Origin of the sequence: Solwaraspora sp. WMMD792, from assembly GCF_029626105.1 — a bacterium.
Classification (GTDB): domain Bacteria; phylum Actinomycetota; class Actinomycetes; order Mycobacteriales; family Micromonosporaceae; genus Micromonospora_E.
This window is the reverse complement of record NZ_JARUBH010000009.1, coordinates 5512527-5536072: the sequence shown is the minus strand read 5'-3', so window position 1 is coordinate 5536072 and position 23546 is coordinate 5512527. Positions and strand designations below refer to the sequence as shown.

The 23546-nt window shown below is 71.1% G+C and carries 26 protein-coding genes; 13 read left to right on the top strand and 13 right to left on the bottom strand.

The genetic code is table 11. From position 1 onward, the window contains the following. Positions 1-2: 2 nt before the first annotated feature. The 3 genes from O7629_RS25805 to O7629_RS25795 are packed head-to-tail and all read left to right on the top strand — an operon-like array spanning position 3 to position 5093. Positions 3-1913, top strand: coding sequence for an aminotransferase class I/II-fold pyridoxal phosphate-dependent enzyme (locus tag O7629_RS25805; RefSeq protein ID WP_278172387.1), 1911 nt, complete (start codon positions 3-5; stop codon positions 1911-1913). Continuing rightward, positions 1910-3880 (top strand): DUF4910 domain-containing protein, encoded by a 1971-nt coding sequence (locus tag O7629_RS25800; protein WP_278172385.1) that lies wholly within the window; start codon positions 1910-1912, stop codon positions 3878-3880. The genes O7629_RS25805 and O7629_RS25800 overlap by 4 nt, the downstream gene beginning before the upstream one ends. Beyond that, on the top strand, positions 3858-5093 hold the full coding sequence (locus tag O7629_RS25795) for an MFS transporter (RefSeq protein ID WP_278172383.1): 1236 nt from the start codon (positions 3858-3860) through the stop codon (positions 5091-5093). Before O7629_RS25800 ends, O7629_RS25795 begins: the two co-directional genes overlap by 23 nt. A 62-nt stretch (positions 5094-5155) precedes the next feature. Here O7629_RS25795 and O7629_RS25790 read toward each other — a convergent pair whose 3' ends face one another. From O7629_RS25790 to O7629_RS25775, 4 genes are all read right to left on the bottom strand, one after another. Beyond that, a complete protein-coding gene (locus tag O7629_RS25790; RefSeq protein ID WP_278172381.1) occupies positions 5156-6241 on the bottom strand; it encodes an alkaline phosphatase family protein in 1086 nt (361 codons plus the stop codon). Positions 6242-6417: 176 nt separating this feature from the next. Next, the gene (locus O7629_RS25785) at positions 6418-6681 is read right to left on the bottom strand and encodes a hypothetical protein (protein ID WP_278172380.1); all 264 of its coding nucleotides are present in this window, start codon (positions 6679-6681) and stop codon (positions 6418-6420) included. Between the two features lie 28 nt (positions 6682-6709). Further along, positions 6710-6967 carry a hypothetical protein gene (locus tag O7629_RS25780; RefSeq protein ID WP_278172379.1) on the bottom strand — a complete coding sequence of 86 codons (258 nt, stop codon included), beginning with the start codon at positions 6965-6967 and terminating at the stop codon, positions 6710-6712. After that, entirely contained in the window at positions 6960-7139 is a 180-nt protein-coding gene (locus O7629_RS25775) for a hypothetical protein (RefSeq protein WP_278172378.1), read from the bottom strand. Before O7629_RS25775 ends, O7629_RS25780 begins: the two co-directional genes overlap by 8 nt. Before the next feature lie 144 nt (positions 7140-7283). Between O7629_RS25775 and O7629_RS25770 the strand changes: the two genes are divergently transcribed. The 4 genes from O7629_RS25770 to O7629_RS25755 all read left to right on the top strand — a co-directional run bounded on the left by O7629_RS25770 (position 7284) and on the right by O7629_RS25755 (position 9071). After that, positions 7284-8066, top strand: coding sequence for a helix-turn-helix transcriptional regulator (locus O7629_RS25770; RefSeq protein ID WP_278172377.1), 783 nt, complete (start codon positions 7284-7286; stop codon positions 8064-8066). Beyond that, positions 8057-8245 carry a DUF397 domain-containing protein gene (locus O7629_RS25765; RefSeq protein WP_278172376.1) on the top strand — a complete coding sequence of 63 codons (189 nt, stop codon included), beginning with the start codon at positions 8057-8059 and terminating at the stop codon, positions 8243-8245. The genes O7629_RS25770 and O7629_RS25765 overlap by 10 nt, the downstream gene beginning before the upstream one ends. A gap of 221 nt (positions 8246-8466) precedes the next feature. Further along, positions 8467-8697 (top strand): DUF433 domain-containing protein, encoded by a 231-nt coding sequence (locus O7629_RS25760; RefSeq protein WP_278172375.1) that lies wholly within the window; start codon positions 8467-8469, stop codon positions 8695-8697. Beyond that, positions 8694-9071, top strand: a complete 378-nt coding sequence (locus O7629_RS25755; protein WP_278172374.1) for a DUF5615 family PIN-like protein — start codon at positions 8694-8696, stop codon at positions 9069-9071. The genes O7629_RS25760 and O7629_RS25755 overlap by 4 nt, the downstream gene beginning before the upstream one ends. A 47-nt stretch (positions 9072-9118) precedes the next feature. On the opposite strand, the gene O7629_RS25750 is transcribed toward O7629_RS25755, so the two are convergent. After that, complete coding sequence (locus O7629_RS25750; protein ID WP_278174684.1) at positions 9119-9313, bottom strand: type I restriction enzyme endonuclease domain-containing protein; 195 nt, start codon at positions 9311-9313, stop codon at positions 9119-9121. 242 nt (positions 9314-9555) lie between these two features. Here O7629_RS25750 and O7629_RS25745 point away from each other — a divergent pair, with 242 nt between their 5' ends. Then, positions 9556-9906, top strand: a complete 351-nt coding sequence (locus tag O7629_RS25745) for a hypothetical protein (protein WP_278172373.1) — start codon at positions 9556-9558, stop codon at positions 9904-9906. Between the two features lie 21 nt (positions 9907-9927). On the opposite strand, the gene O7629_RS25740 is transcribed toward O7629_RS25745, so the two are convergent. From O7629_RS25740 to O7629_RS25720, 5 genes are all read right to left on the bottom strand, one after another. After that, a complete protein-coding gene (locus tag O7629_RS25740) occupies positions 9928-10497 on the bottom strand; it encodes a hypothetical protein (RefSeq protein ID WP_278172371.1) in 570 nt (189 codons plus the stop codon). A gap of 134 nt (positions 10498-10631) precedes the next feature. After that, positions 10632-10886: a Txe/YoeB family addiction module toxin gene (locus tag O7629_RS25735; protein ID WP_278172370.1), complete on the bottom strand. Its 255-nt coding sequence runs from the start codon at positions 10884-10886 to the stop codon at positions 10632-10634. Beyond that, positions 10883-11167 (bottom strand): type II toxin-antitoxin system prevent-host-death family antitoxin, encoded by a 285-nt coding sequence (locus O7629_RS25730; protein WP_278172369.1) that lies wholly within the window; start codon positions 11165-11167, stop codon positions 10883-10885. Before O7629_RS25730 ends, O7629_RS25735 begins: the two co-directional genes overlap by 4 nt. A 94-nt stretch (positions 11168-11261) precedes the next feature. After that, positions 11262-11855: a hypothetical protein gene (locus O7629_RS25725; RefSeq protein WP_278172367.1), complete on the bottom strand. Its 594-nt coding sequence runs from the start codon at positions 11853-11855 to the stop codon at positions 11262-11264. Next, positions 11852-12793, bottom strand: a complete 942-nt coding sequence (locus O7629_RS25720) for a type 1 glutamine amidotransferase (protein WP_278172366.1) — start codon at positions 12791-12793, stop codon at positions 11852-11854. The genes O7629_RS25725 and O7629_RS25720 overlap by 4 nt, the downstream gene beginning before the upstream one ends. Before the next feature lie 104 nt (positions 12794-12897). On the opposite strand from O7629_RS25720, the gene O7629_RS25715 reads away from it, so the two are divergent. The 5 genes from O7629_RS25715 to O7629_RS25695 all read left to right on the top strand — a co-directional run bounded on the left by O7629_RS25715 (position 12898) and on the right by O7629_RS25695 (position 19295). Continuing rightward, positions 12898-14292, top strand: coding sequence for a condensation domain-containing protein (locus O7629_RS25715; protein WP_278172364.1), 1395 nt, complete (start codon positions 12898-12900; stop codon positions 14290-14292). 76 nt (positions 14293-14368) lie between these two features. Continuing rightward, positions 14369-15508 carry an LLM class flavin-dependent oxidoreductase gene (locus O7629_RS25710; protein WP_278172362.1) on the top strand — a complete coding sequence of 380 codons (1140 nt, stop codon included), beginning with the start codon at positions 14369-14371 and terminating at the stop codon, positions 15506-15508. A gap of 5 nt (positions 15509-15513) precedes the next feature. Next, positions 15514-16179 (top strand): FMN reductase, encoded by a 666-nt coding sequence (locus O7629_RS25705; protein ID WP_278172360.1) that lies wholly within the window; start codon positions 15514-15516, stop codon positions 16177-16179. Between the two features lie 100 nt (positions 16180-16279). Beyond that, a complete protein-coding gene (locus O7629_RS25700) occupies positions 16280-17899 on the top strand; it encodes a peptidase (protein ID WP_278172358.1) in 1620 nt (539 codons plus the stop codon). 271 nt (positions 17900-18170) lie between these two features. After that, on the top strand, positions 18171-19295 hold the full coding sequence (locus tag O7629_RS25695) for a serine hydrolase domain-containing protein (protein WP_278174683.1): 1125 nt from the start codon (positions 18171-18173) through the stop codon (positions 19293-19295). 101 nt (positions 19296-19396) lie between these two features. Here O7629_RS25695 and O7629_RS25690 read toward each other — a convergent pair whose 3' ends face one another. The 3 genes from O7629_RS25690 to O7629_RS25680 form a co-directional block, all read right to left on the bottom strand. Next, on the bottom strand, positions 19397-20086 hold the full coding sequence (locus O7629_RS25690) for a 50S ribosomal protein L11 methyltransferase (RefSeq protein ID WP_278174682.1): 690 nt from the start codon (positions 20084-20086) through the stop codon (positions 19397-19399). Between the two features lie 53 nt (positions 20087-20139). Continuing rightward, positions 20140-20343 (bottom strand): cold-shock protein, encoded by a 204-nt coding sequence (locus O7629_RS25685; protein WP_123604240.1) that lies wholly within the window; start codon positions 20341-20343, stop codon positions 20140-20142. A 240-nt stretch (positions 20344-20583) separates the two neighbouring features. After that, positions 20584-23541, bottom strand: a complete 2958-nt coding sequence (locus O7629_RS25680) for a DUF5682 family protein (protein ID WP_278172355.1) — start codon at positions 23539-23541, stop codon at positions 20584-20586. Positions 23542-23546: the final 5 nt, after the last annotated feature.

Here is a 23546-nt window from a genome sequence, read left to right as displayed (position 1 = left end):
GCATGCCGCCGACCCCGTGGTACGAGTGCTACTTCACGGCCGACTACTGGACGTTCGCCGACGACGAGTACACGGCCGAACGCACCGCCGCCGAGGTCGCCTACCTGGCGGACGTCCTGGCCACCCACGCCCCCGGCCGGCGGGTGGTCGACCTGGGCTGCGGGGTCGGCCGGCACGCCGTCGGTCTGGCCCGCAAGGGCTTCGACGTCATCGGGGTGGACGTGTCCGGGTACGCGCTGCGGCGGGCCGCGAGCGCCGCCGACGCCGCCGGTGTCACCCTCGACCTGCGTCGGGTGGACCTGCTCGGCGCGCAGCCACCCGGGTGGGGGCTGCCCGACGTCGACGCGGCCATCTGCGTACAGGCGTTCGGCTGGGGAACCGACGCCGACCAGCTCCGGCTGCTGCGCGCGGTGCGCCGCCTGCTGCCCGCCGACGGTCTGCTCATCCTCGATCACTCCAATGTGCTCGCCATCGCCCGGCACTACCGCGACGAGGCCCGCGCGGACATCGGCGGCACCGCGTTCCACTTCCAGCGCCGCTACGACCCGGCCACCGGACGCAGCAGCGGCCGGGTCGAGGTCCGCCGACCGGACGGCACCACCGCCGTCCTGCCCGACGACGTCCGGCTCTATCACCCGACCGAGGTGGCCACCCTGCTGACCCGTGCCGGGTTCGCCGTGGCCCGGACCGACGCGGACTTCACCGCAGGTGCCACGCTGACCATGGACACCCGCTACGTCCAGTTCGTCGCCAGACCGGCACCGACGGTGGCCTCGGCACTCGACGGCCACCGCGCGCCAGCGCCACCAGGCCCGTTGCCCGGCGACGGCCATGCCCCAGGGCCGCTTGACCTGCGCGCCGCCCCCGACGAGGCCGGACCGGTCGAACCCGCGCTGGCCGCGGCGTGGGCGGCGCTGCCCGCCGGGCCGGCCGCGATCCAGCGGGCACGCCGCTACGACCTCGCCGACCCGTACGCCGGGCAGCGGCTCGCGCCCATCGTCGCCGCGTACCTGCGCTGGCCGCCGGGCCGGCAGCTGCCGCCCGAACGGGTCACCGCCGGCGCCGGTGCCACCGGCCTGCTGCACGCGCTGGCCCGGCTGGGCGACGGCGGCACCGTCCTGGTCGACGTGGCCGGCCATCCGGAGTTGCCCGGCGCCACCGGCGGCCAGGTCCGGGCCACGTCGCTGCGCGACCCGTCGGACGCGGTGGCCGCCGTGACCCAGCACCGGCCGGTGCTGACCGTCGTCGACCGGCCCGGCCTGCTCGGCCCGATGTGGACCGGGGACCAGCTGCGCCGGGTCGCGCAGGCCTGCGCCACGGTCGGCAGTGTGCTGGTCGTCGACGAGACGCTCGGTGCCTACCTGCCGCCCGACCAGAGCGCCGCCCCGCTCACCGAGGAGCTGCCCGGCACCGTCGTCATCCGCAGCATGTCCAAGGGGTTCTGCGCCGGCGGGCTGCGGGTCGGGTACGCCGTCGCCGCCCCGGACCTGGCCGACGTCGTCCGGCAGGTGGCGCCACCGCTGGCGGTCAGCGCACTCGCCCTGGACCTGGCGGCCGCGCTGCTCACCCAGCAAGATCCGCTGGCCGCACTGCGGGACCGGATCGCACAGGTGAAGCCGTACGTCGAGGAGCAGTTGATCGCCGCCGGTCTCACCCCACTGCCGACCGACCCCCGGCTGCCGTGGCTGGTCCTGCCCGGTGACGATGAGGTACGCCGGATCCTGGCCGCCCGAGGTGTGCTCGCCAAGCAGGTGCCGTCGCTGGCACCCGGTGGCCCACCGGGCGCGCTGCTGCGGCTGTCGGTTCCGCTGTCCGAGGCCCGCCTGGCCGCGTTCACCGCCGCGTTCGCAGCCCCGACAGCCGCCGTTGCCGGCTCCGCCGCCGGCGGACCTGCCCCGGCGGACCGCCGATGAGGTTGTCACAGCTGGTCGCGGCGGTGCACGACGGCATCGACGTCGACGCCGCCATGGCCGACGTCGCCGAGGTCGCCCAGCACGACCGCTACCAGGCCTCGGCCGGGATTCACGCCGCGGCCGGGTACGTCGCACAGCGGGCGGTGGACGCCGGCCTGCGCGACGTCACCGTGCACACGTTCCCGGCAGACGGGGCCCGGCGGTGGTGGACCTACCAGGCCCCGATGTCGTGGACACCGGTGCGGGCCAGCCTCCGGCACGGCGGCGAGACGCTGATCGACTACCCGGCACAGCCGTACACCCTCGCGGCGTACTCGGCACCGACTCGCGCCGGCAGCGTCGCCGTACCACTGCTGCGCTGGTCGGCGATGTGCGCCGGCGCCGACGCGACCGGCGCGCTCGTGCTGCTGGACGACGTCCGCGTACCGTTTCCGGAATGCGCCCGGCGGGCGGCGGCCGGCGGCGCCGTCGCGGTCGCCGCAGACCCGCTCAGCGCCCGGACCGACCGGCTCGCCGACCAGGTCGGCCGGCTGGAACTGCTGCCCGGTGCGGCGTTGGCCGGCTTCAGCCTCACCGCCGCGCAACTCGCCAGGCTCAGCGCGGCCGCCGACCGGGGCGAGACGGTCACCGTCGATGTGGCGGTGGCCGGGTCGACGGCCACCATGCCGGTGGTGACCGGCGTGCTGCCGGGCGACGGCGGCGGCGACGAGTTCCTGCTCTCGGCGCACCTTTGCCACCCCCGGCCCAGCGCCAACGACAACGCCTCCGGCGTCGCCGCGCTGCTCGCGACCGCCCGGCTGCTCGGTGCCCGGCCCGCCGGCGGACCGGATCTGCGTTTCCTGTGGGCACCGGAGTTCGTCGGTGTCGCCGCGTACCTGCACGATCTCGTGGGCGGCGGTGCCGTGGCGCGGCCCAGCCTGGCGGTCAACGTGGACATGGCCGGGCAGGACCCGTACCGCTGCGGCAGCTCGCTGGTGATCGAGCGGGGGCCGGACGACGTACCGTCGTTTCTGCCCGCCCTGGCCGGACGCTGCGCCGACCTGGTGCCGGCACGGGCCCGGTCCTACAGCGGCGCGGTGCCGTGCGATCCGGGGCAGGCGGCGGTCACCGCGCCGTTCTCCGGGGGTTCCGACCACGCGCTCGTCTCGGACGCGCCGACCCGGTGCCCGACGGTGTCCTTCGGGCACTGGCCGGACCGGGCCAACCACACCTCGGCCGACACGCTCGACATGGTCGACCCGGCTGAGCTGCGTCGCACCGTCACGGTGGCGGCGTCGACCGTGGCGGCGGTACGCGGACGCGCGGACCCGGCGTTGGCCGCCGACGTCGCCGACGCGTGTGCCGGCTGGGCCGCTGGGCACATCCTGGCGGCGCTGCCCGGCCGGCAGCGTCCACCGGCACCGTACCCGTACCGTGACGACGGCAGCCCGGTGTTGGACCCGGCCAGCGACGCCGCGTTGGTCCGGCGGGTGGCCCACCGCAGCGAGATCGTCGGCAGGTGTGTCGGCACGCTGACGTACGCCGGTGTGCCGGCCGGGGAGATCGTCCGTACGGCGCGCTGGCTGGCCGACGTGTCCGCCACCGCTGCCGACCGCGCGCTGTGCGCCGAGCCGTCGGCCGACGACGAGGCAGCGGGTACGGTGCTGGCCCGCGCCGCGCTCGGCCCGGTCAATCCCCGGACGCTGGCCGCCACCGACGCTGACCGCGCCTGGCTCGCCGAACGCCTGGCTGAGGATCGGGGCGGCAGCCACGCCCGCGTACTCACGCTGTTGCGAGCTGTCGACGGTCGGCGTGGCCGCCGCAGCGCGGCCTGGTGGGCGGCGCTGGCCGGCGAACTCCCCATCTCGGTGGCGTTCGCCGACCGGGTCTTCGACATGCTGCACCGGGCCGGCTGGGTCGTCCCGGTGCCCGATCCTGAGGATCTCGACGCGGCTGAGGAGATCGATGCGACCCGTCATCCTGCGTGACCGCAACATGCGGCTGCTCCTTGCCGGTCAGGCGTTCAACATGTTCGGTAGCACGATGATGGTCATCGTGTTGGCGATCTGGATGAAGGACCTCACCGGATCCACCAGCGCCGCCGGCCTGGTCTTCCTGCTCATGGCGATCGCCGTACTGCTGTCGCCGTTGACCGGCCTGCTGGTGGACCGGCTGCCGCGCCGGTGGCTGATGACGGTCAACGACGGGACGATGGCGGTCCTGATCCTGGCACTGCTGACAGTGGACGGCACGGCCGACCTGTGGCTGGTGTACGTCGTCACCTTCCTGTACGGCTGCTCCGGGCAGATCTACCGGGCCTCCCGTGGCGGACTGCTGCACTCGATGCTGCCCGACGACAGCCTCGGCAACGCCAACGGCGTACTCAGCAGTCTCAGTCAGGGGATGCGGGTGATCGGGCCGGTCGTCGGGGCCGCGCTCTACACCACCAGCGGTATAGAGGCGGTCATCCTGGTGGACGCCGCGACGTTCGCTCTGTCCGTCGCGTCGCTGGTGTTGCTGCGCCGGCCTCGGGATCTGGTTCGGTCGGCCGACGACACGCAGCGGGGCTCGCTCGCGACCGAGGTCGCCGCCGGGGCCCGGCACGTGGCCCACCATCCGGTCATCCGGCGGATCGTCGTCGCCAGCGCGGTCGCGTTCGGCGGTGCCGGCATGATCAACGTGGCTCTGTTCTCCCTCGTGAGCGACGGGCTGCAGCGTCCGACCGCCATCATCGGGATCCTCGGTGGCGTCCAGGGCGCCGGCAGCGTCGTCGCCGGTCTCCTGGTCGGGCCCGCGATGCGGCGCTACGGCGAGTACACCGTCGCCTGCGCCGGCTTCCTGCTCAACGGGGTCGGACTGGCGGCGGCCAGCACCGCCACCCTGACCGGAGTCGCCGCCGGGGCGGTCCTGGTCGGGTTGGGGTTGCCGCTGATCCTCGTCGCCGAGGTGACCCTGGTGCAGCGGCGCACCTCCGCCGAGCTGCAGGGCCGCGCGATCGTGGCGTCTGAGGCGATCATCAATACGCCGTACGCGGTATGCATCGGTGTCGGCACCCTGGTCGTCGGCACAGTAGGTTACCGGCCGATCTACTTCGTGGTCGCCGCAGTCTTCATCCTGGTGGGGGCCGCGCTGTTGCCGTTCCGGGCCCAGACGCGCCCGCAGCGCCCGGCTGACGTCTCGCCCGTCGGCACCGCCTCCTAGCGGCACTGCTATCTGGGGGCTGCATGTCCTGGCGGCCCGGCAGTCTTAGCGGCACGGCAGTCTCAGCGGCCCCGCCAGATCGCCAGCGGCACCACCGTTTCGTCGGGAGAGTCGGCGCCGTGCTCCCAGCTAAGGTTGGGGTCCGGCACGGGGAAGCGTTCGTCTGCGGCGATCGCGATCACCGGGCCTACCCGGTCCCGCAGTGCTTCGTCGGTGGCTACGATCCGGGCCGAGGAGCCGAGTGCCGCAGCGAGTCGGCCGCCGGCCTCGTCTTCGTCGCCGGGGGCCGGGTACAGCCACCGGACCCGGCCCGCCCCGCCGGCCGGGAGCAACCGCCGTGCCGGATCGTCCAGAGCAGACCATGCCCGCACCAGGTCCTCATCCGGGGTGCACCGGACCTGGCCGTGGTCCGAGTGGCCGATGACCGTCCAGCCGGCCTGCGCCCACCGGGCGGCCCGGCTGCCCAGCTCGGCCATGGCCGCCACGGCTCGTTCGTCGTAGCCGTGGCGGTGCAGGTAGTCGTCGAGGTTGACGTAGGTCCACAGGAGCGTCGGTTGCCGCCGCCGCACGTCGCCGGCCGGCCCGCCGATCTGCTCGTCGACTTCTTTCATCGCGGCGTCGACCAGCAACGCGGGGTCGCGGGCATGCCGGGCGAGCGTCTCCGACGGCGCAGCCGGGACGACGGTCGCGCCCCGGAGCAGCGCCTGCGCCCACGGGCCGGGTAGGTGGGCGATCTCCCGGGCCACCGCGCGGCACTGCACGCCGTCGCCTGCGGCCCGGTCGAAGATGGTCGGGTGCTCGATCACGAGTCTGGGGTCGCCGCCCGGGTCGGCTGGTCCCTGCGCCAGCACCTGGCCGGTGACGGCGTACACCAGGCAGCCACGGCCGGGCACGCGGTAGACCATCCCGGGTACGCCGTGCTGCGCCGGCCCGACTCCGGTCATGGCGGTCAGCCACGCGGTTGTCGACGTGCTCGGAAAGGTGCTGGCCAGTTGGGTCAGCTCGGCGGCCTGCCAGCCTGCCGCCAGCGCCGCGTCGTATGACAACCCGTCAACGGCCAGCATGACCACCCCATGGCGTGCCCGGGACAGTTCTGCGAGGACGACATCGGGCATGTCCGCCAGTGAGGTGTACGAAGCTGACGGCACAGGATTCCCTCCTCCTCCCGGCATTGTGGATCACCGACGCCACCGCCACCGCCAGGGTTGACCGGCACCGGGGCGACGAGTTGAAGGTGGGATACCTTTCCCGGCGGTTGAAAGGTATCTCACCTTCAACTGATCATGGTGATCCCGGCTTGGTGGGTGTCGGGGGTGGGGGCCGGTCAGGGTGAGCCGTGCAGGACGACCCGGTAGCCGAGTTGCTGGCCGTAGGTCATCAACGGGCGCAGGGTCGGGACGAGTTCGGTGGCCTCGGTGGACCAGTGGTGTCCCCGGTTGCTGTCGAATCGGCGGTGACGGGCAGATGTCGTGTGCCGTTGTTGGTGCAGCTCGCGTCGCAGGTGGTGCAGCCGCTTGGACGCCGTGGACCGGCCGGAGCGCCAGTCGAGCCAGCGTAGCCACCAGTCACGTAGCATCTCGGTGATCATTTCTCTCCCTTGATCAATTGGTCGATGGTCAGGTTTCCGTGCGCCGGGGTAGTCGGTAGAGTCCGTGGCGCTGGACGAATATCTCCCGCCGTTCGGCTGCGTTGCCGTGGCGGTCGATGACGTATCCGGTGAGCCAGATCCAGCCGTCGTAGGTCCATTTGCGGTCGACGGCGATGACTCGGAGTCGGATGGCGCGGTCGTCGGCGAACTGGACGCTGGCTTGCCGGCCGATGATCAGTACGTCGCCGGGTTTCGGCTCGGGTGTGGCGAGTAGTCGGCTATTCACCAGGCCGTTCCGCTATCGGGTAGGTCGTACGCCCGCAGTCCGGGCACCACCTGGACTTGACCTTGAACGACCACAACCCCGCGCAGAAGCCGAGCAGCGCCGCGCTGAACAACGCCCCGATTTCCACCATCGGCATCCCTTCCAACTGAACCGTCGCCGCAATTCTGATCATGAAAACTTCGTCATCCGGATTTGTTCTCCACCCTGGACTTCCGGGCGCTGTCGGAGCAAGATGCCGTGAGGGCCACGGAAAGCAGGCGGCAGCGGCCCGGTAGCCAGTGGACAAAGTCGAGCGAACTGGGGGATGTGAAGACCTATGTCTGCGAGCGAGTATCTGGTATTAGAGCTACGCCGGGTCCGAGAGTCGTTGGGGCTCACCCAGGAGTCGTGGGCGGAGCGCGTCCACTTCTCGGCAAAGCACGTGGGCTCAATCGAGCGTGGCGAGCGGCCGGCGTTGCCGGACTATCTGACCTCGGTCGACAAGGCGTTCGGCACCGCGTTGATGAAGTTCTACCGGGAGTTCGTCGTCGGCGAGCACATGCCCGTCTGGTTCCGGCCGTTCAGCGATCACGAAGGCAACGCCACGCTGATCCGGGCGTTCCAGCCGCTGCTGATCCCCGGCCTGCTGCAGACCGAGGCGTACGCGGAGGCGGTGCTATCGGCGTACCGGGTGCCGGAGGACGCGGCGGCGATCGCGTTGACCACCCGGATGGGCCGGCAGGCCATCCTGCGGCGGGAGAAGCCCTGCCAGCTCGCCGCCGTCATCGACGAGAGCGTGCTGACCCGGCGGGCGGGCAGCGCGGAGATCATGCGGGAGCAGCTGACCGCACTGGTCGAAGCCTGCCAGCGGCCGAACATCCAGGTGCAGGTCGTGCCGTCGGAAGTTGGCGTCTACCCGGGGATGGACGGTCCGTTCGTGCTGGCGAACGTCGACGGCCGGACGGTTGGCTATCTGGATGGGCACCTGGACGGCCGGGTGGTGGAGGCCCCGGACCACACGGCGGACTTGGAGGGGACCTGGGAGACAATCCGGGGGTACGCTCTGCCGCACCACCAGAGCCTTGACCTGATCACGAGGACGGCTGAGAAATGGACCTGAGCCCCGCCCCTAGTTGGCGCACCAGCACCTACTCCGAAGCCGGCTCCTGTGTCGAGGTGGCCGACAACCTGCCCGGCCGGGTTCTGGTCCGGGACACCAAGGACCGCAGCGGCCCGATGCTGACCTTCGGCCCGGCCGCTTGGCGCTCCTTCGTCGAGCTCGCCAAGCAGCACCACTGAGCCGACAACCGGCAGCGGGCCGAGCTTCAGAGGCTCGGCTATTCCCGGACTGGGCAGGCTCGCCTGCTGCCCAGTCCGGGAATAGCCGCAGTGTGACAAGACAAAACCTCGGCGGCGTACCCACGAGGGGCAGGGGCGACCGGGGTCTACGCAGACCAGAGTACCGGGGCTGGCCCGGTCGGTTCAGGGCCGGTTGGGTCACCACGGGTTACGATGCCGTCATGAACTTCGAGCGGATCACCGTCAACCTGGCTCAGATGGGTGGGGCACCGTGCATCCGTGGGTTGCGCATCCCGGTCGCGACGGTGGTGGCGATGGTTGCGGACGGCATGAGCCCGGACGAGATCGTGTCGGAGCTACCGGACCTGACCGTTGATGACGTCTGGGAGGCGCTGCGCTTCGCGGCCGAGGCCGTCCGGGAACGGGAACTCCCGTTGCATCACGCGGCATGAGGTTCCTGGTCGACAACAACCTGTCGCCAGCGGTGGCGACGGGTTTGCACGCTCACGGGCACGATGCCGAGCACGTGAGAGACTACGGTTTGGCTGCGGCGCCGGACGAGGTCGTACTGGAGCGGGCACGCCAGGAACAGCGGGTCCTGATCTCTGCAGATACTGACTTCGGCACTCTGCTGGCATCCTCCGGGGCTGACGAACCGTCCGTGTTGTTGGTGCGCCGAATCAGCGGCCGTCGAGCTGCGCAGATCGTCGCGATCCTGGCTGCGAACCTCGACGCGATCGCTGACGACCTGGCCAGCGGAGCAGTCGTGGTGGTTGGTGAGAACTGGCTGCGAGTCCGGCCGTTGCCCATCCTGCCTGGCAAGTGACCTTTCGCCGCAACGTTGCGACCCCTAACCACGGCGGACCTACTCGGTCAGCAGTTGGCGGATCGGCCGTTGGGAGCCCACTCGTCGGCGAAGGTCTCCATCTGGCGGATCACCAGGTCGACGGCGGCGCGCTCGTGGTCCGGCGGGTAGTCGTAGCGGGCCAGTAGGCGGCGGATGTGGGTGCGCAGCTTGGCACGCACGGGCTCACGGGAGAACCAGTCGATGGTGTTCGACGATTGGATCGACTGGTGGCTGGGTACTGCCGGTCAGCGATTGAGGCGGTCAGCATGGACCGCTACCGGCTCGCACAGCACCGGGCAGGTACGCCGTACCAGCAGATCCAGGAGCGGCTCGGCGACGCGGCACGGCGTCAAGGACGTGCTCAGCCTCGGGCTCTTCTGCCGTGTCGTGCCCCGGTAGGACCTGACCGCGCTGGTGAGGCAGTTGCGATGAACCAGTCCGTCTCCTCGCCACCGCCGACCGGATGCTCACCAGCGTGATCCGCGGCGCCCGAGGCGCCTGGTCCCGGGCATGTGCCGGGCTGCTACGGCACGAGCTTGAGGCGGCTATGGACCGTTACTGGGCCCGGGTCTGTCCGGCGATCGGGCGGATCCAGGTGCAGCGGCCGAAGCTGCCCCTACTCGCCCACTACGCTGGGCCACAGCTGGCGGGCGGGGCCAGCTACCTGTCGTGGGCACTGTCCCGAGCCGGTCACCACCACCACTACGAACTCGGCGTCACCGCCGCCGAGCTGAGGCGACACTGGGCCGAGCTGCTCGAAGTCGTCGCGCTCCTGGACCACTCGGAGCCATCGAAACACGGGAAGCGCAAGTAGGCCAGTGCTTTCGCGTCGGCATCAGTCCAACTGGGTCACGACGTTGCCGTCGGCGTCGTAGCCGACGACGGCGGTGATGTCGGAGAGGTCCATCCCGTCGCGCTCACCCCCGTTGCGAGGAAGCCAGACCGCGTACGCGCCGATCTGGCGATTTCGGGTGGCGGGGAGTTGGTGTACGGCGGCCGTGGCGGTCTGGCCGAACATGGTCACGGATACGCTGGTCACGGCACCGCGTACAGGCCCGACCAGGATAATCTCCCGCTGCTGCGGGTCAAGTGGGGCGACGTACGGCATCGGCTTGGTGGGCAGCAGTGGTGGACCCACAGTGTCAAGAGCCTCCGGTGCCGGATCACAGAAGGCGAACTCGTTTTCCTTGCCCTCACTGCGCTTACCGTCGACTCGGGCGACGCGCACGCAGATCGCGTCTTCGGCGAGCCAGGCGGCGGTCTCCCACCCCGGTACGCGGGCATCCAACACCACGGGCTGTCCGACGGTCGGGGTGGGCGGGGGCGCCTCGGAGGCGGGAGCAGCGGCAGTGCAGCCTTGCACAGCGAGTAGCCCGGCTACGACGGCAATGATGCGGGCGCGCATACCGACAGTATCGCCATGTATGCCACGGTGATGAGGGCCAGCTACCTGTGGTGGGCCCTGTCCCGAACTGGTCACCAGCGCCGCTACGAACTCGGCGTTACTGCGGCTGAACTGACGCGAATTTGCACCGAGCTTCATTCGTAGTGGTAGCGGCACTGTGCTATCTGCACAGTGTCATCGACGATCCGGTACACCAGACGGTGCTCCTGATCAATGCGCCTCGACCAGAACCCCGACCAGTTGCCACGGAGCTGCTCCGGTCTGCCGATGCCCTGGTGACCGTTGCGTCGGATGTCCTCGATCAGCAGGTTCACCCGCTTCAGCATCTGGCGGTCCCGTTGCCAGGAAAGGTAGTCCGCCCAGCCTCGGCCCGCGAACTGGATCTTCACGCTGCCGACGCCTCGTCCGAGCGGCTATCCGGGTCAATCAAGTCGTGGATCTCCCCGCCACCGTTCCGTAGCTCCTCGACAGCTTCGTTCAGCCGACGCGCGTTGGCGGGACTGGCCATCAGGTACGCCGTCTCCTTCAGCGATTCGTACTCACGCAAGGAGATGATCACTGCTGCCTCACGGCCGGATCGGGTAACCACAACTTCCTCGGCATCGTCCACGACATGGTCGAGCATCTTGGCCAGGTTCTGGCGGACCTCCGAGTAGGTGACGGTGCGCACGATGCCTCCCAAGCTAGCGTACAAGAAATTGTACGACGGAACCGCCGGACAAACCAGCGGACCTACAGCTTTGACCTACCCGGTTGATTCGACCTCATCCAGGATCACCCGGCAGGAGGGCGGTGTAGGTGTCGCGGAGGGCGGTGAGACGGTCGCGGCGGAACCGGCCCGGTTCGCGTCGGCGCATCCGCTGCCCGACCTCGCTGGTGACGGTGTCGGACGGCACCTCGTCGGCGTCGGCGGGGATGAACTTCAGCACCTCGTCGAGAGCGGCGACGGCCCGGGACAGGGCCGCCATCGCCCGCCGCCGCTGTACCGGATCGAGCGCTGCCGGGTCGGCAACAGCAGGCCCGGCGGTGGCGAAGTCGGCGGGGACCAGGGCGGCGTACCGGTCGGCGACGGCGAGCCACTCGCCGGGGTCGATGAGCCGCGACGGCTCCGGGCCACCGTACGAGAAAGCAGCGCCGGCCGGCGGGTGCAGCGGGTCGGCGGGCAGCCGGAACAGGAACTCCCGTGCGGTGGCACAGCCGGCACAGCTGCCCTGGTAGCGGGTGGCCAGGTCGCCATCGGCGAGCGCGACCACCTCGACCTGCGGCTCGAACTGCGTTTCACCGCAGCTGCACGGGTGCAGCTCGACGTAGAGGCGTGCTTCGGCGCTGCTGCGCGCCGCTGGCAGGACGACGCTCACAACACGCCGCCGACCGCCGCCGGCACCTCGCCACGAGCACCAGCACCAGCACCAGCGACGACACCAGCACCGGCGACGACACCGACACCAGCATCGGTGGACGGCGTGCCGGTCGGAGCGGTGTCAGGCCGGACACCCGGGCGGACGTGGTACCGCAGCCAGTTGGCCATCAGCCGCCGCGAGGTCGCGACGATCTGCGCCTCACGGGCGTACAGGGTGGCGGTGAAGGCGTCGAGGTCGGCGTCGTCCGGGCCGATCCAGCCTTCGCGTACCAGCGCGCCGCGTCGACTGCGGGCCAGCGCCGAAATGATGCTCGCGGTGATCTCGGGGTGGGCCTGGATCGTCCGTACGGTCGGGCCGATGGCCAGCGCTTCGTTGCGGTAGACCCGGCTGTACGCCAGCTCGACGACCGCCCCTTCGGGGGCGCGCGCCGGCACCTGCTCGACCACGTCGACGTGCGAGGTGAACAGGTCGAACTCGTCGGGCAGCCCGGTGAACAGCGGGTCGCGCCGACCAGCCGAGGTCAGCCGTACCGTGTCGATGCCGAATCGGCGGCCGTGCCCGCCGATCGCCGCCCGCCCGCCGACCGACTCGGCGCGGGCCTGATGCGACCAGCAGATGTGCAGCTCGGGTACGCCGGCTCGAGCGGCGGCGCGGAAGAACTCCTTGGTCCGGGTGATCCACGGCAGCTTCTCGTACGCGGAGTGCCCGGATCCGCCGCCGATGACCGCGTCGGCCTCGATGGTGTCGGGCAGTGGCTGACCGTCCGCGACGTCGATGGTGACGATCTGCGCCGGGTCCAGTCCGGTGGCGGCGGCGATCCACTGGGGATAGCTGGTGAGGCCGATCGCGGTCAGCAGAGCGCGTTCCTGGGTGTTGACGAAGAGCAGCCGGATCCGGTCCCGGACCCGGTGGGGCGCGCGCGTGTGGTGGGGCACCTGCCGGAGACTACCGCCCAGGGGGCGATCATCGGCCGATCGGTCATAGGAAAGCGCTTACTCGACCCTGTCGGGTAACGGCACCTTCACTGATACTGGTCGACGTGGTGACCGAACTGTCGACCGTGGGCCGACGTACGGTGTCGTTCGTCGCACCGGATCCGGCGCGCACCGCCCCGATCACCTGGGGTCAGCGGGCACTGTGGATGGCGCTCCGGCGGCACGGCACCAGTCAGGCGATGTTCGCGTTGAAACGGCACGTCGCCGTGCCCCGCCGGGCACGCTCCGACCCGGAGCGGGTGTACTCGGCGATCGCCGCCCTGATGGTGCGGCACACCGCGTTGCGTACCCGGCTGGAGCTGGCCGGCGACGACCCTCGTCAACTGGTCGCCGACCGGGGAGACCTGCCGGTGCTGGTGGTGCCGGCCGAATCCGGCGGCAACTCCGGCGACGCGGCGGGCGGCGGCTCGCCGGATCCGGTGGCGGTCGCGCAGCGGGTCGCCGACGGGTTGGCGGCGGAGCCGTTCGCGCACGCCGACGACTGGCCGCAGCGCATCGCCGTGGTGACCCGCGACGGCGTACCGCACCAGGTGGTGGTGGTGTTCAGCCACACCACGGTCGACTTCCGGTCGGCCGAGCTGGTGCTGCGCGACCTGCGGCTGCTGCTGGCCCGGGGCCGGATCGACAGCGCACCCGGCCTGCAGTCGGCGGACGTCGCCGACCTGGAGCAGCGGGAGAGCCACCGGCGGCGGTCGGCGCGGGCGGCGGCGTACTGGGTGGAGGTGACCCGCCGGCTGTCGCGCGACACCCGGATGCCGCAGCGGGAGCCGGTCACGCCGCGTTTCCGGCGGGGCGTCCTGACGTCGGCGGCGGCGGACACCGCGACCAGGATGCTCGCCGTACGGCATCGGACGACCACCTCGACGGTGCTGCTCGCGGCGGCGGCGCTGGTGGTCGGCGAATACTCCGGCAACGACCTGGTCGGCATGCACACGATGGTCAACAACCGGATGCTGGACGGCTATCCGGAGGCGATCGCCAAGCTGAACCAGCTGGCCCTGGTGCCGGTCGACCTGAGCGGTGACCGCCGGATGGTGTACCTGCTGCCCCGGGTGTGGCGGGCGGCGCTCGACGGATACCGGCACGCCTACTACGACCCGCAGACGCTCAGCGACGCGTTCGGCGCGGCCGGTCTGCCGTACGCGACCGGGGTGAGCCCGCACTGCTATCTGAACGACATCCGGCTGTCGGCGGACAGCGACCTGTTCGGCCGTGACGTCGACGAGGCGGCGGTACGCGGCGCGACGACCGGCACCACGTTCCGGCTGGCCGAGCGGATCGAGCGGTTCACCTGGCGTACCCGGATCGAGATCGTCGACCGGCCGGACGGGCTGGGGCTGGCGCTCACCGCCGACACCACCTACTTCTCGACCGACGACGTCGAGCGGTTCCTGCGGGCGTTGGAGGCCCACCTCATCGACGGGGCGTTCGCGGAATAGTTGACGCAGCAACTATGTTTGGCCGGGTAGTCCGAGGGAATCCCAACCGGCCCCTCGCCGCGAGGAGGAGCAGACCATGCAGTTCGGCGTCTTCACCGTCGGTGACGTCACCGTCGACCCGACCAACGGTCGGGAGCCGACCGAGCGTGAGCGGATCAAGGCCATGGTCGCCATCGCGCTCAAGGCCGAAGAGGTCGGCCTGGACGTCTTCGCCACCGGCGAGCACCACAACCCGCCGTTCGTCCCGTCGTCGCCGACCACCATGCTCGGCTACATCGCGGCCCGGACCGAGCGGCTGCTGCTGTCCACCGCGACCACGCTGATCACCACCAACGATCCGGTGAAGATCGCCGAGGACTACGCGATGCTGCAGCACCTCGCCGGCGGTCGGGTCGACCTGATGATGGGGCGCGGCAACACCGGCCCCGTCTACCCGTGGTTCGGCCAGGACATCCGCAACGGTATCCCGCTGACCATCGAGAACTACGACCTGCTGCGCCGGCTGTGGCGCGAGGACGTCGTCAACTGGCAGGGCAAGTTCCGTACCCCGCTGCAGAGCTTCACCTCGACGCCCCGCCCGCTCGACGGCGTACCGCCGTTCGTCTGGCACGGCTCGATCCGCAGCCCGGAGATCGCCGAGCAGGCCGCTTACTACGGCGACGGCTTCTTCGCCAACCACATCTTCTGGCCGAAGGAGCACACCCAGCGGATGGTCGGCCTCTACCGGGAACGGTTCGCCCACTACGGCCACGGCTCCGCCGACCAGGCGATCGTCGGTCTCGGCGGGCAGGTGTTCATGCGGCGCAACTCGCAGGACGCGGTGCGCGAGTTCCGGCCGTACTTCGACAACGCCCCGGTGTACGGGCACGGTCCGTCGTTGGAGGACTTCAGCTCGCAGACGCCGCTCACCGTCGGCAGCCCGCAGCAGGTCATCGACCGTACGCTGACCTTCCGTGAGTACGTCGGCGACTACCAGCGGCAGCTGTTCCTGGTGGACCACGCCGGTCTGCCGTTGAAGACGGTGCTGGAGCAGTTGGACATGCTCGGCGAGGAGGTCGTGCCGGTGCTGCGGCGCGAGTTCGCGGTGGGCCGGCCGGCGCACGTGCCGGACGCCCCCACCCACGCCTCCCTGGTCGAGGCGGCGTCCGCCAGCACGGCGGCCGACGGCAGTACGGCCGAGAGCACCGCCGACGCCGCCGCCCCGGCAGCGGTGTGACGGCGATGGCCACGAGCACCGGCGGCCGTCGGCTGGCGGTCGTCACCGCCGGCGTACGGCAGCCGTCGACCAGCCGGCTGCTCGCCGACCAGCTCGCCGCGGCGGTCCGCGACGAGCTGGCCGGCCTCGGCGGGCAGCTGGAGACGACAGTGATCGAGGTACGCGACCACGCCCACGAGGTGGTCGACAACACGCTGACCGGTTTCCCGGCACCGGCGTTGAAGCAGGCGTTGGACGCGGTGGCGGCCGCCGATGGACTGGTCGCGGTCAGCCCGGTGTTCAACGCCGCGTACAGCGGGCTGTTCAAGGCCTTCTTCGACGTACTGCCGGAGGGCGCGTTGTACGACAAGCCGGTGCTGGTCGGTGCGACCGGCGGCACCGCCCGGCATTCGCTCACGCTGGAGCACGCCCTGCGGCCGATGTTCGCCTACCTGCGTGCGGTGGTGCTGCCGACCGCCGTCTTCGCCGGCCCCGAGGACTGGGCCGGGGAAAAGGTCGGCGACCAGGACGCAGACAGCAGTGGCCAGGCCGGGGCGCTACGCGGGCGGATCTCCCGGGCCGGTCGGGAGCTGGCCGCCGAGATGCACCGCCGGGAGCCGGTACGGGTGGCCGACCCGTTCGCGTTGACCACCGACTTCGAGCAGCTGCGGATGAATTCGAAGCGCGGGTGAAATCTCGGACGCAATCTGATCCCGGTGGTGTGATCGGGGTGGCAGACCTCGTGGACTGTCGATAGAGTCCGGCTCCTGTCCCGTCCACAGGAGAATCATGATGCTGAACGCAGCCGGTTGGCGCCGGCTCGGAGCCGGCACCCTGCTCGCCGGTGCCCTCGTCGTCGCCGCGGCCGCTCCGGCCGCCGCCCAGAACCCGGGGCCGGACCTGTTCGTCTCGTTCGACCGGGAGCCGGTCGCCGAGGTGGACAACTCCGGCGTCACCCTCGGCATGTACGTCTACAACTACGGCGATGCGCCGGCGAGCGACGTGACCATCGTCGTCGACGCCACCGGCGTCGACGACGCGGTGCAGCTGGCCGAGGGCTACCACCCTGGCTGCGAGATCGCCGACCGGGTCGTCAGCTGCGCGTACGGTGCCCTCGCCGCCGGATTGACCGACCACATCTACCCGGTGCGGCTGGCCAGCCGGGCCGGTGCCACGCCGGGTGACGCCGGCACCATGACCGTCACCATCAGCTCGGCCGAGCAGGACGCCATCCCGGCCAACAACACCGAGACCTTCCCGGTGTCCGTACTGGCCTCCGGCCCCGACCTGGTCGCCCTGGTCGACGACATCAACACCGAGCAGGACCGGGTCGGACCGGGCGACACCGCCCCGCTGTACGCCGCAGTGCTCAACGAGGGTGACAGCACCGCCGACAGCTACACGATCGGGCTGGACCTGCCGACCGGAGTCGGCTTTGTCGACGAGTACACCGACTGTGACTACGTCTCCTACTGGCCGAACGACCCGAAGACGGAGGGGTACGCGTACGGCCCGAGCCGGGTCACCTGCGCGCTGACCATCCCGCTGGCGCCGGGGGAGACCCTGTTCCTCGTCGACGAGCAGGGCGAGTCGTTGTTCGACCTGTACTTCGGCAACAACCTGGCTGGTCCGGGCGAGACGAGCGGGTCGTTCGAGGCGCGGCTGGTCGCTGAGGACCCGGCGCAGGCGCAGGCACGGGCGTCGACGGCCGGCGGGAAGTCGATCAACGAGGCGCTGGCGAAGGCCCAGGCGTCGGCCGGTCGTTCGGCGGCGGCGCTGATCGAGGAGATCGACACCGAGGACAACGTCGACTACTTCACCGTCCACACCAAGCCGAACACGTTCGACATCGCGGTGACGGCCGAGCCGGTGACCGGCGAGCCGGGCGAGACCGTCGACCTGACCTTCACCGTCGTCAACAACGGGCCGTCCGACGGAAGTGGACCGGGCGTGACCGTCACCGCGCCGTCGGGCACCGTCCTGCTGCCGTCCGACTGGTGCTACACCGAGGGCGAGCCGGGGACCCGGCTGCCCGAGTCGGCGGCGTTGCGGTGCAACTTCGAGAGCATCTTCCCGGCCACGGCGTCCGGCGGCGGGCGGATCACCCACACCCTCCAACTGAAGATCAAATCAACGCCGGGTACGGACGGAACGATCGTCGCCGACAGCGGCGGGCCGTCGACCGAGTCCGACCCGTCGAACAACACCGTCGCCATCGTCTTCACCGGTGCGGGCGACGACCCGGACGGTGAACCGGGTGGCGGCGGGGCCGGCGACGGCGACTACCTGCCGATCACCGGCGCGCCGGTCGGCACGGTCGTCGGCGTCGGTGCCGTCGCGGTGGCGCTCGGCGTGGCGCTGCTGCTGACCGTACGGCGGCGGGCAACGGTGACGGTCTCCGCTCCAGAGTGACCACCGTCGGTGGGCAGGAGGCCGGGTCGTCCGCCAGCGGGAGCCGGCTCTCGCACCTGAGCACGATGCGTTACCGCCGTCGGGCGCTCAACATGTAAATATGTCTAGCCTTTTCAGGACACTCCGGGTCGCCGCCACCAGCGTGACGTTGGTGGCGGCGATCGCCGTCGTGCCGGCTTCCGCCGCAGCACGACCCAGCCCGTCAACCGGCCCGTCCGCCGGTGGATCCGCGTCGGGTGGCTCGCCCGGCGACGCCATCGACCGCGCCGAGCTGCAGTCCGTACTCGACGACGTGCCGGAAGCCGGTGCACCCGGCGTCCTGGCCGCCGTCCGCGACGGCCGGCACGAGTGGCAGGCCGCCGCCGGACACGCGTACGCCACCAAACCTCGCCCGATGCAGCCGTGGATGCGGCATCGGATCGGCAGCATCACCAAGACGTTCGTCGCCACCACGGTGCTTCAGCTGGTTGACGAAGGCCGGCTCGGGCTCGACGACCCGATCGGGCAGTGGCTGCCCGAGACGGTGCCCGGTGAAGTGGGCGAGCAGGTCACCGTACGGATGCTGCTCAACCACACCAGCGGCATCGGCAACTACACCAACGCGATGGTCACCTCGAACGCCGCCATCAGCCAGATGCAGGTCACCACGTACCCGCCGGCGGACCTGGTCGCGACGGGCCTGGCGATGCCGCCGACCAACGCACCCGGCGCGATGTTCAGCTACTCCAACACCAACTACATCCTCGCCGGCCTGCTGATCGAGGCGGTCACCGGCAACGACCCCGTCGCCGAGGTGCAGCGACGCATCCTGCGACCGCTGCGGCTGCACGGCACCTACTTCCCCGGCGTCGACCCGACGATCCGCGGCCCGCACGGTGGCGCCTACTTCGCGTCGTACGGTGTGCGGGACCTCGGCGAGTTCAACATGAGCTGGGCGTGGACCGCCGGCGAGATGATCGCCACCACCGCCGACCTGAACACGTTCTACCGGGCGCTGCTCGGCGGTGAACTGCTCGACGCGGACACCCTCGACGAAATGCTCACCACGGTCCCGTTCGACCCGTCCGCACCGCAGTTCGGCGGCTACGGGCTCGGTATCTACTCGGCGCCGTTGCCGTGCGGCGAGTTCTGGGGACACGACGGCGCGGTGCTCGGCCACCTGACGATCTCGCTGCACAGCCGGGACGGCGCGCGTCAGCTCTCCACCGGCATCAACCTCAGCCACTACGACGTCGGGTTCCCGGACGCGCACCCGGTCGACGTCGCCTGGCAGACGCTGCTGCTGACCGCGCTCTGCCCGACCGACGCGTCGGCGAGCCGGTCCGCCGGTCCGACCCAGCTGCCGCCCAGCGTGACCCGGCTGCCCGGCAACGCGGGGCCGGTACCGGTCGGATAGCCGTACGGCGACCGCTGGCCGTGGTCCCGGTTGCGCCGTCCGGCGTGCCGGGACCACTCGGCGGCCCTGCACCGCTTCCGCGCTCATCCGCTGCCTCTAGCTCAGCGACGGGGCAGGAGGGTCAGTACCTGGGTGCAGTCGAGCAACGAATCCTCGGCGGCACCCGCGTTCAGCTGGTGGTAGCTGACGACCGGTTCGAGCCGGTCGAAGGTGCAGTGGCCCCTGCCCGGGTCACCCACCAGCACCCGCACGCCCCGGTCGGCGCACCGGCCGAGGAACGGCAGCACCCGGGTGGCGAGTTCGGCGTTGTACAACGCGTCGCCGGCCAGCACCAGATCCACCTCGGTCACGGTGCCGTCGAGCAGGTCGTCGACGGTGGTGGTGAGCCGGGCGTCGTTGACCACGGCGTTGAGCGCTATCGCCGTCGCGGCGTACGGATCGATGTCGTTTGCGGTGACCGTCGCGGCACCGGCCATCGCCGCCGCGATGGCGACCAGCCCGGAGCCGGACGCGAGATCGAGCACCCGCCGCCCGGCGACCACGTCGGGGTTGTCGAGCAGGTAGCGGGCCAGTGCCTGGCCGCCGGCCCACGCCGAGGCCCAGTACGGCGGCGGTAGCCGCCGGCCGGCGGCGGCTTCCAGCCGGGCCCAGAGCAGCGTCGGATCGTCGGCGAGGAACAGCTTGATCTCCGCCGCGAGCGGCACCCTGGTCAGCCGGAGCTGGTCCGCCCCGCCGGTGTCGGTGCCTGCGGCGTCGTCGAAGAGTTGCCGTTGCAGGGGATCCGGTGCCAGCCCGCCCTGGGACGACGCCGTCGACGGTCGCGTCCCAAGGGACGGGGACAACCTCAGATCACCCGGATGTTGGCCGCCTGCAGGCCCTTCTGCCCCTGCTCGACGTCGAACTCCACCCGCTGGTTCTCTTCCAGGGTACGGAAACCGCTGGATGCGATCGCGGTGAAGTGGGCGAAGACGTCAGCTTCTCCGCTGTCCTGGGTGATGAAGCCGAAACCCTTGTCAGCGTTGAACCACTTCACGGTGCCGATTGCCATGTCTGCTCCTAGCCGGTGACGGGTCCGCGACGTGCGGACCTCTGCTGCCGCACTCATCAATCTCCGTCCGGAGAGACCGGCAGAATCTGCCAATGCCCGGCTGCTGCCGGCTGCGATCAGGCAGGCGGCATGAAGAAATCAACTGCAACGCGGCAAACCTAGCATGTCGAGGGGTACGAGTGCCCCGGCCTCGCCGGTGCCGGCGGCGTACCGCCGGCACCGGCGCCCCCCGGGCCACTGTCAGCCGGCGGCGGGGACCAGTCCGACGTGCGCGGCGACCCCGGCCGCGCTCGCCGGGAACCGCTCCAGCAGGTCGGCCACCGCCGGATCCCCGGTGGTCGATGGCGCGGCGGCTGCGGCACCTACCGGGTCGGCCGCGCAGTCCAGCAGATCCGCCACCGCCACGGCGGCCAGCGGATACTCGGCCAGCAGCTGCGGCACCGGCCCGGACATCGCGTACCGGGCGGCCTCCGCCGCCGGTCCCGCGCCGTCGCCCGCCGAGCCGGTCCGCGTGGCGGTTGGGGCGGCCGCGGCCCACGGCGGGGTCCAGGAGTCCAACGCGGGCAGCGACGCCGGGAAGGTACGGCCGGCCTCCCGGACCAGGATCGGCACCAACTCGCCGGCCTGCTCCCGCAGCGTGGTGATCAGCGTCGGCAGCCAGGGCAGCAGCACCGGGTCGGGCAGCTGGCCGAACGCCGCCGACAGCACCTCCACCACGAACGGTGCCAGCGTCGGCACCGGCTCCAGCGCCTGCACGAACCCGCTCAGGTAGTGCGGGAACGCCCCGACGGTGAGCGGGCTGGCCAGCAGATCCGTGCACCGGTCGCGCAGCTCGGCCAGCGGCAGCTGACCGAGTTGGGACTGCGCCGCCCAGTGCAACGCGATCTTCGCCGGTGCCTCCGGATGCGACTGGCGTACCGCCAGCTCCAGCTGGGTCCGGTCGCAGCCCAACGCCATGGCGACGCTCTCCATGGTCATCAGGAAGCCCAGCATCGCCGCCACCTGCCGCAGCCCGGTCTCGTCGTCGACGAACGCGGTCGGCAGCAGGGTGCAGTAGTGCGCGTACCCGGTGCTGACGAAGTCCTGGCACCAGGTTGGCAGCTCCGGCTCACCGCTGGTGCGGTAGTACGCCAGCAACTGCCGAATCCGCTGCAACACCTCCGGTGCCCCGTCGGCGGTGCGCTCGGCGGCGAGCAGCTGCACGGCACGGGCACCGAGCTCGTCGGTGAGCCGCCGATTGCTCAGGAACAGCAGTGAGTCCTCGACCGCCGCGAGGGCGTGTGCCGCCGTGGCCTGCGGATCCCAGGCCGCCCGGCGTAGCCGCTGTTCGAGCACCTGCTCGATGGTCACACCCTCGTAGCCGAGCTCGATGATCGACCGCTGGTGGCGACCGATCGCGACGTCCCAGCTCTCCTGGACCGACTGCTCGCCGAGCCGCCGCTCACCCATGATCGGCCGGACCACCTCCGGTGGCAGCAGCCGCCGCAGCATCCACAACAGATCGGAGCAGGGTCGCAGCTCCGGCTGCCCGTGCAGGTCCAGCAGCGCCCGCTGCACGGTACGCCGCTTCGGGTCCAGCCCGAGGGGCGCCAGCCGGTCGTAGACGTCGCGGGCCAGCGGTGGCAGCGCGTCGTAGCCGACCCGACCGATCCGGTCACCGCCGAACATGATCTCGCAGAGCCGGCGGACGTCGCGCCGGCCCGGCACCACGTCCTTCTCGATGCAGGTGACCGCGGCGTCGGCGAAGTCGTACGGGGTGGGCCGGCGTCGGTTGCGCATCCCGGCCAGCAGCACCGCCGTCTCGAAGATGGCGATCGCGTCGGCGGTGCTGGCCAGGTAGCCGTTGCGGCGGGCCAGCCGGACGATGTCGACCGACCAGCCGCGCAACTCGGCCTCGTCGAGCTCGCCGGGCCGGCTCGGGGCGGCCAGGAAGCCGCTGAGCCGGTCGTCGCTGACGACCGCTCCCGCCGTAGCGCCGCCGGCTGTCGGCCGGGCCGCCGCTTTCGGCTTGCGGGCCGAACTCTTGCGGCCGCCCTGCTGCCCGGCCAGCCGGTACGGGGTGACCTTGCTGCCGGTCAGCGCCTTCTGCCAGGTGCTGGCGGCGATCGACACCGAGCCACCGGCCAGCCCGAACTGTGCCTCGATCGCCGAGTGGCTGGACGGGATCAGCCCGTACCGCCACTTGGTGCCGGTCCGTGCGGTGATCTCGAACGGTGCGGTCGACCGTACGCCGAACTGCTCGACCCGGCTGGCCGCGTGGAACGCGCCGCAGACGTACAGGCAGTCGGCCGGGTCGGCACCGGAGGCGGCGAGGTGTTCGCGCATTCGGGTCCACATGTAGCGTTCCCGGTCCTCGTCGTGGTCGAGTCGCGCCGCGTCGCTCGGCCGCAGCCGCCGGAACAGGCTGCCGATCATGACCATGACCTGCCGGTACGTGTCGTGGTCGGCGCCGATCAGTGGCTGCTCGACGTACTGGTCCCACCATTCCGACCAGTGCCGCACCTTGCCGTGGTGCAGCAGGTACGCCTCCAGCTCGGCGAACCCGGGGCGCAGGTCGCCGATGCCGACACCGACGGCGTCGCCGTGCAGCGCCTTCTCGTCGTCCTCGCCGCCGGCCTGGCCCTGCTGGTCCTGCCGCGCCGCCTCGTCGTCGCCGTCCGCCGGGGCGGCCGGCTCCGTCCGGTCATCGGACTGCCACTGGAAGACGTGGTCGGTGGAGCGGTCCACCAGCAGCAGTTCGACGCCCGGTGTCTCCAGCGCGTACGCGATCGCCTGGTATTCGGCGGACGCCTCGGTGATCGGCGCGATCACGCTCAACGGACCGGACCCGGCGGGGAAACCGTCCAGATCGCTGGCGAAGGCCTGCAACGCCACCGGCAGCTCGCAGTTGCGCAGCTCGGTCAGCAGCGGCTGCATGTCCTCGCACAGCTCCAGGTAGATCACCTTGGGCTGCTTGTCGCGCAGCCGGCGGGCCATCGCCAACGCCGACGACGGGGAGTGGTGGCAGACCGGGAAGATCTCCAACTCCTCGCCGAGCGCGTGGTCGACGTCGTCGACCAGGCCGGCGAGGATGCCGGTCAACGCGTCAGGCGAGTCGGCGAACGCCGTCGCGGCGTCCGCCAACTGCTCCCGCAACGCCCCGAACCGGCTGTCCGATGACGCACCCGCGGCCGGCGTACCCGTGACGGGCTCGCTCATGACGG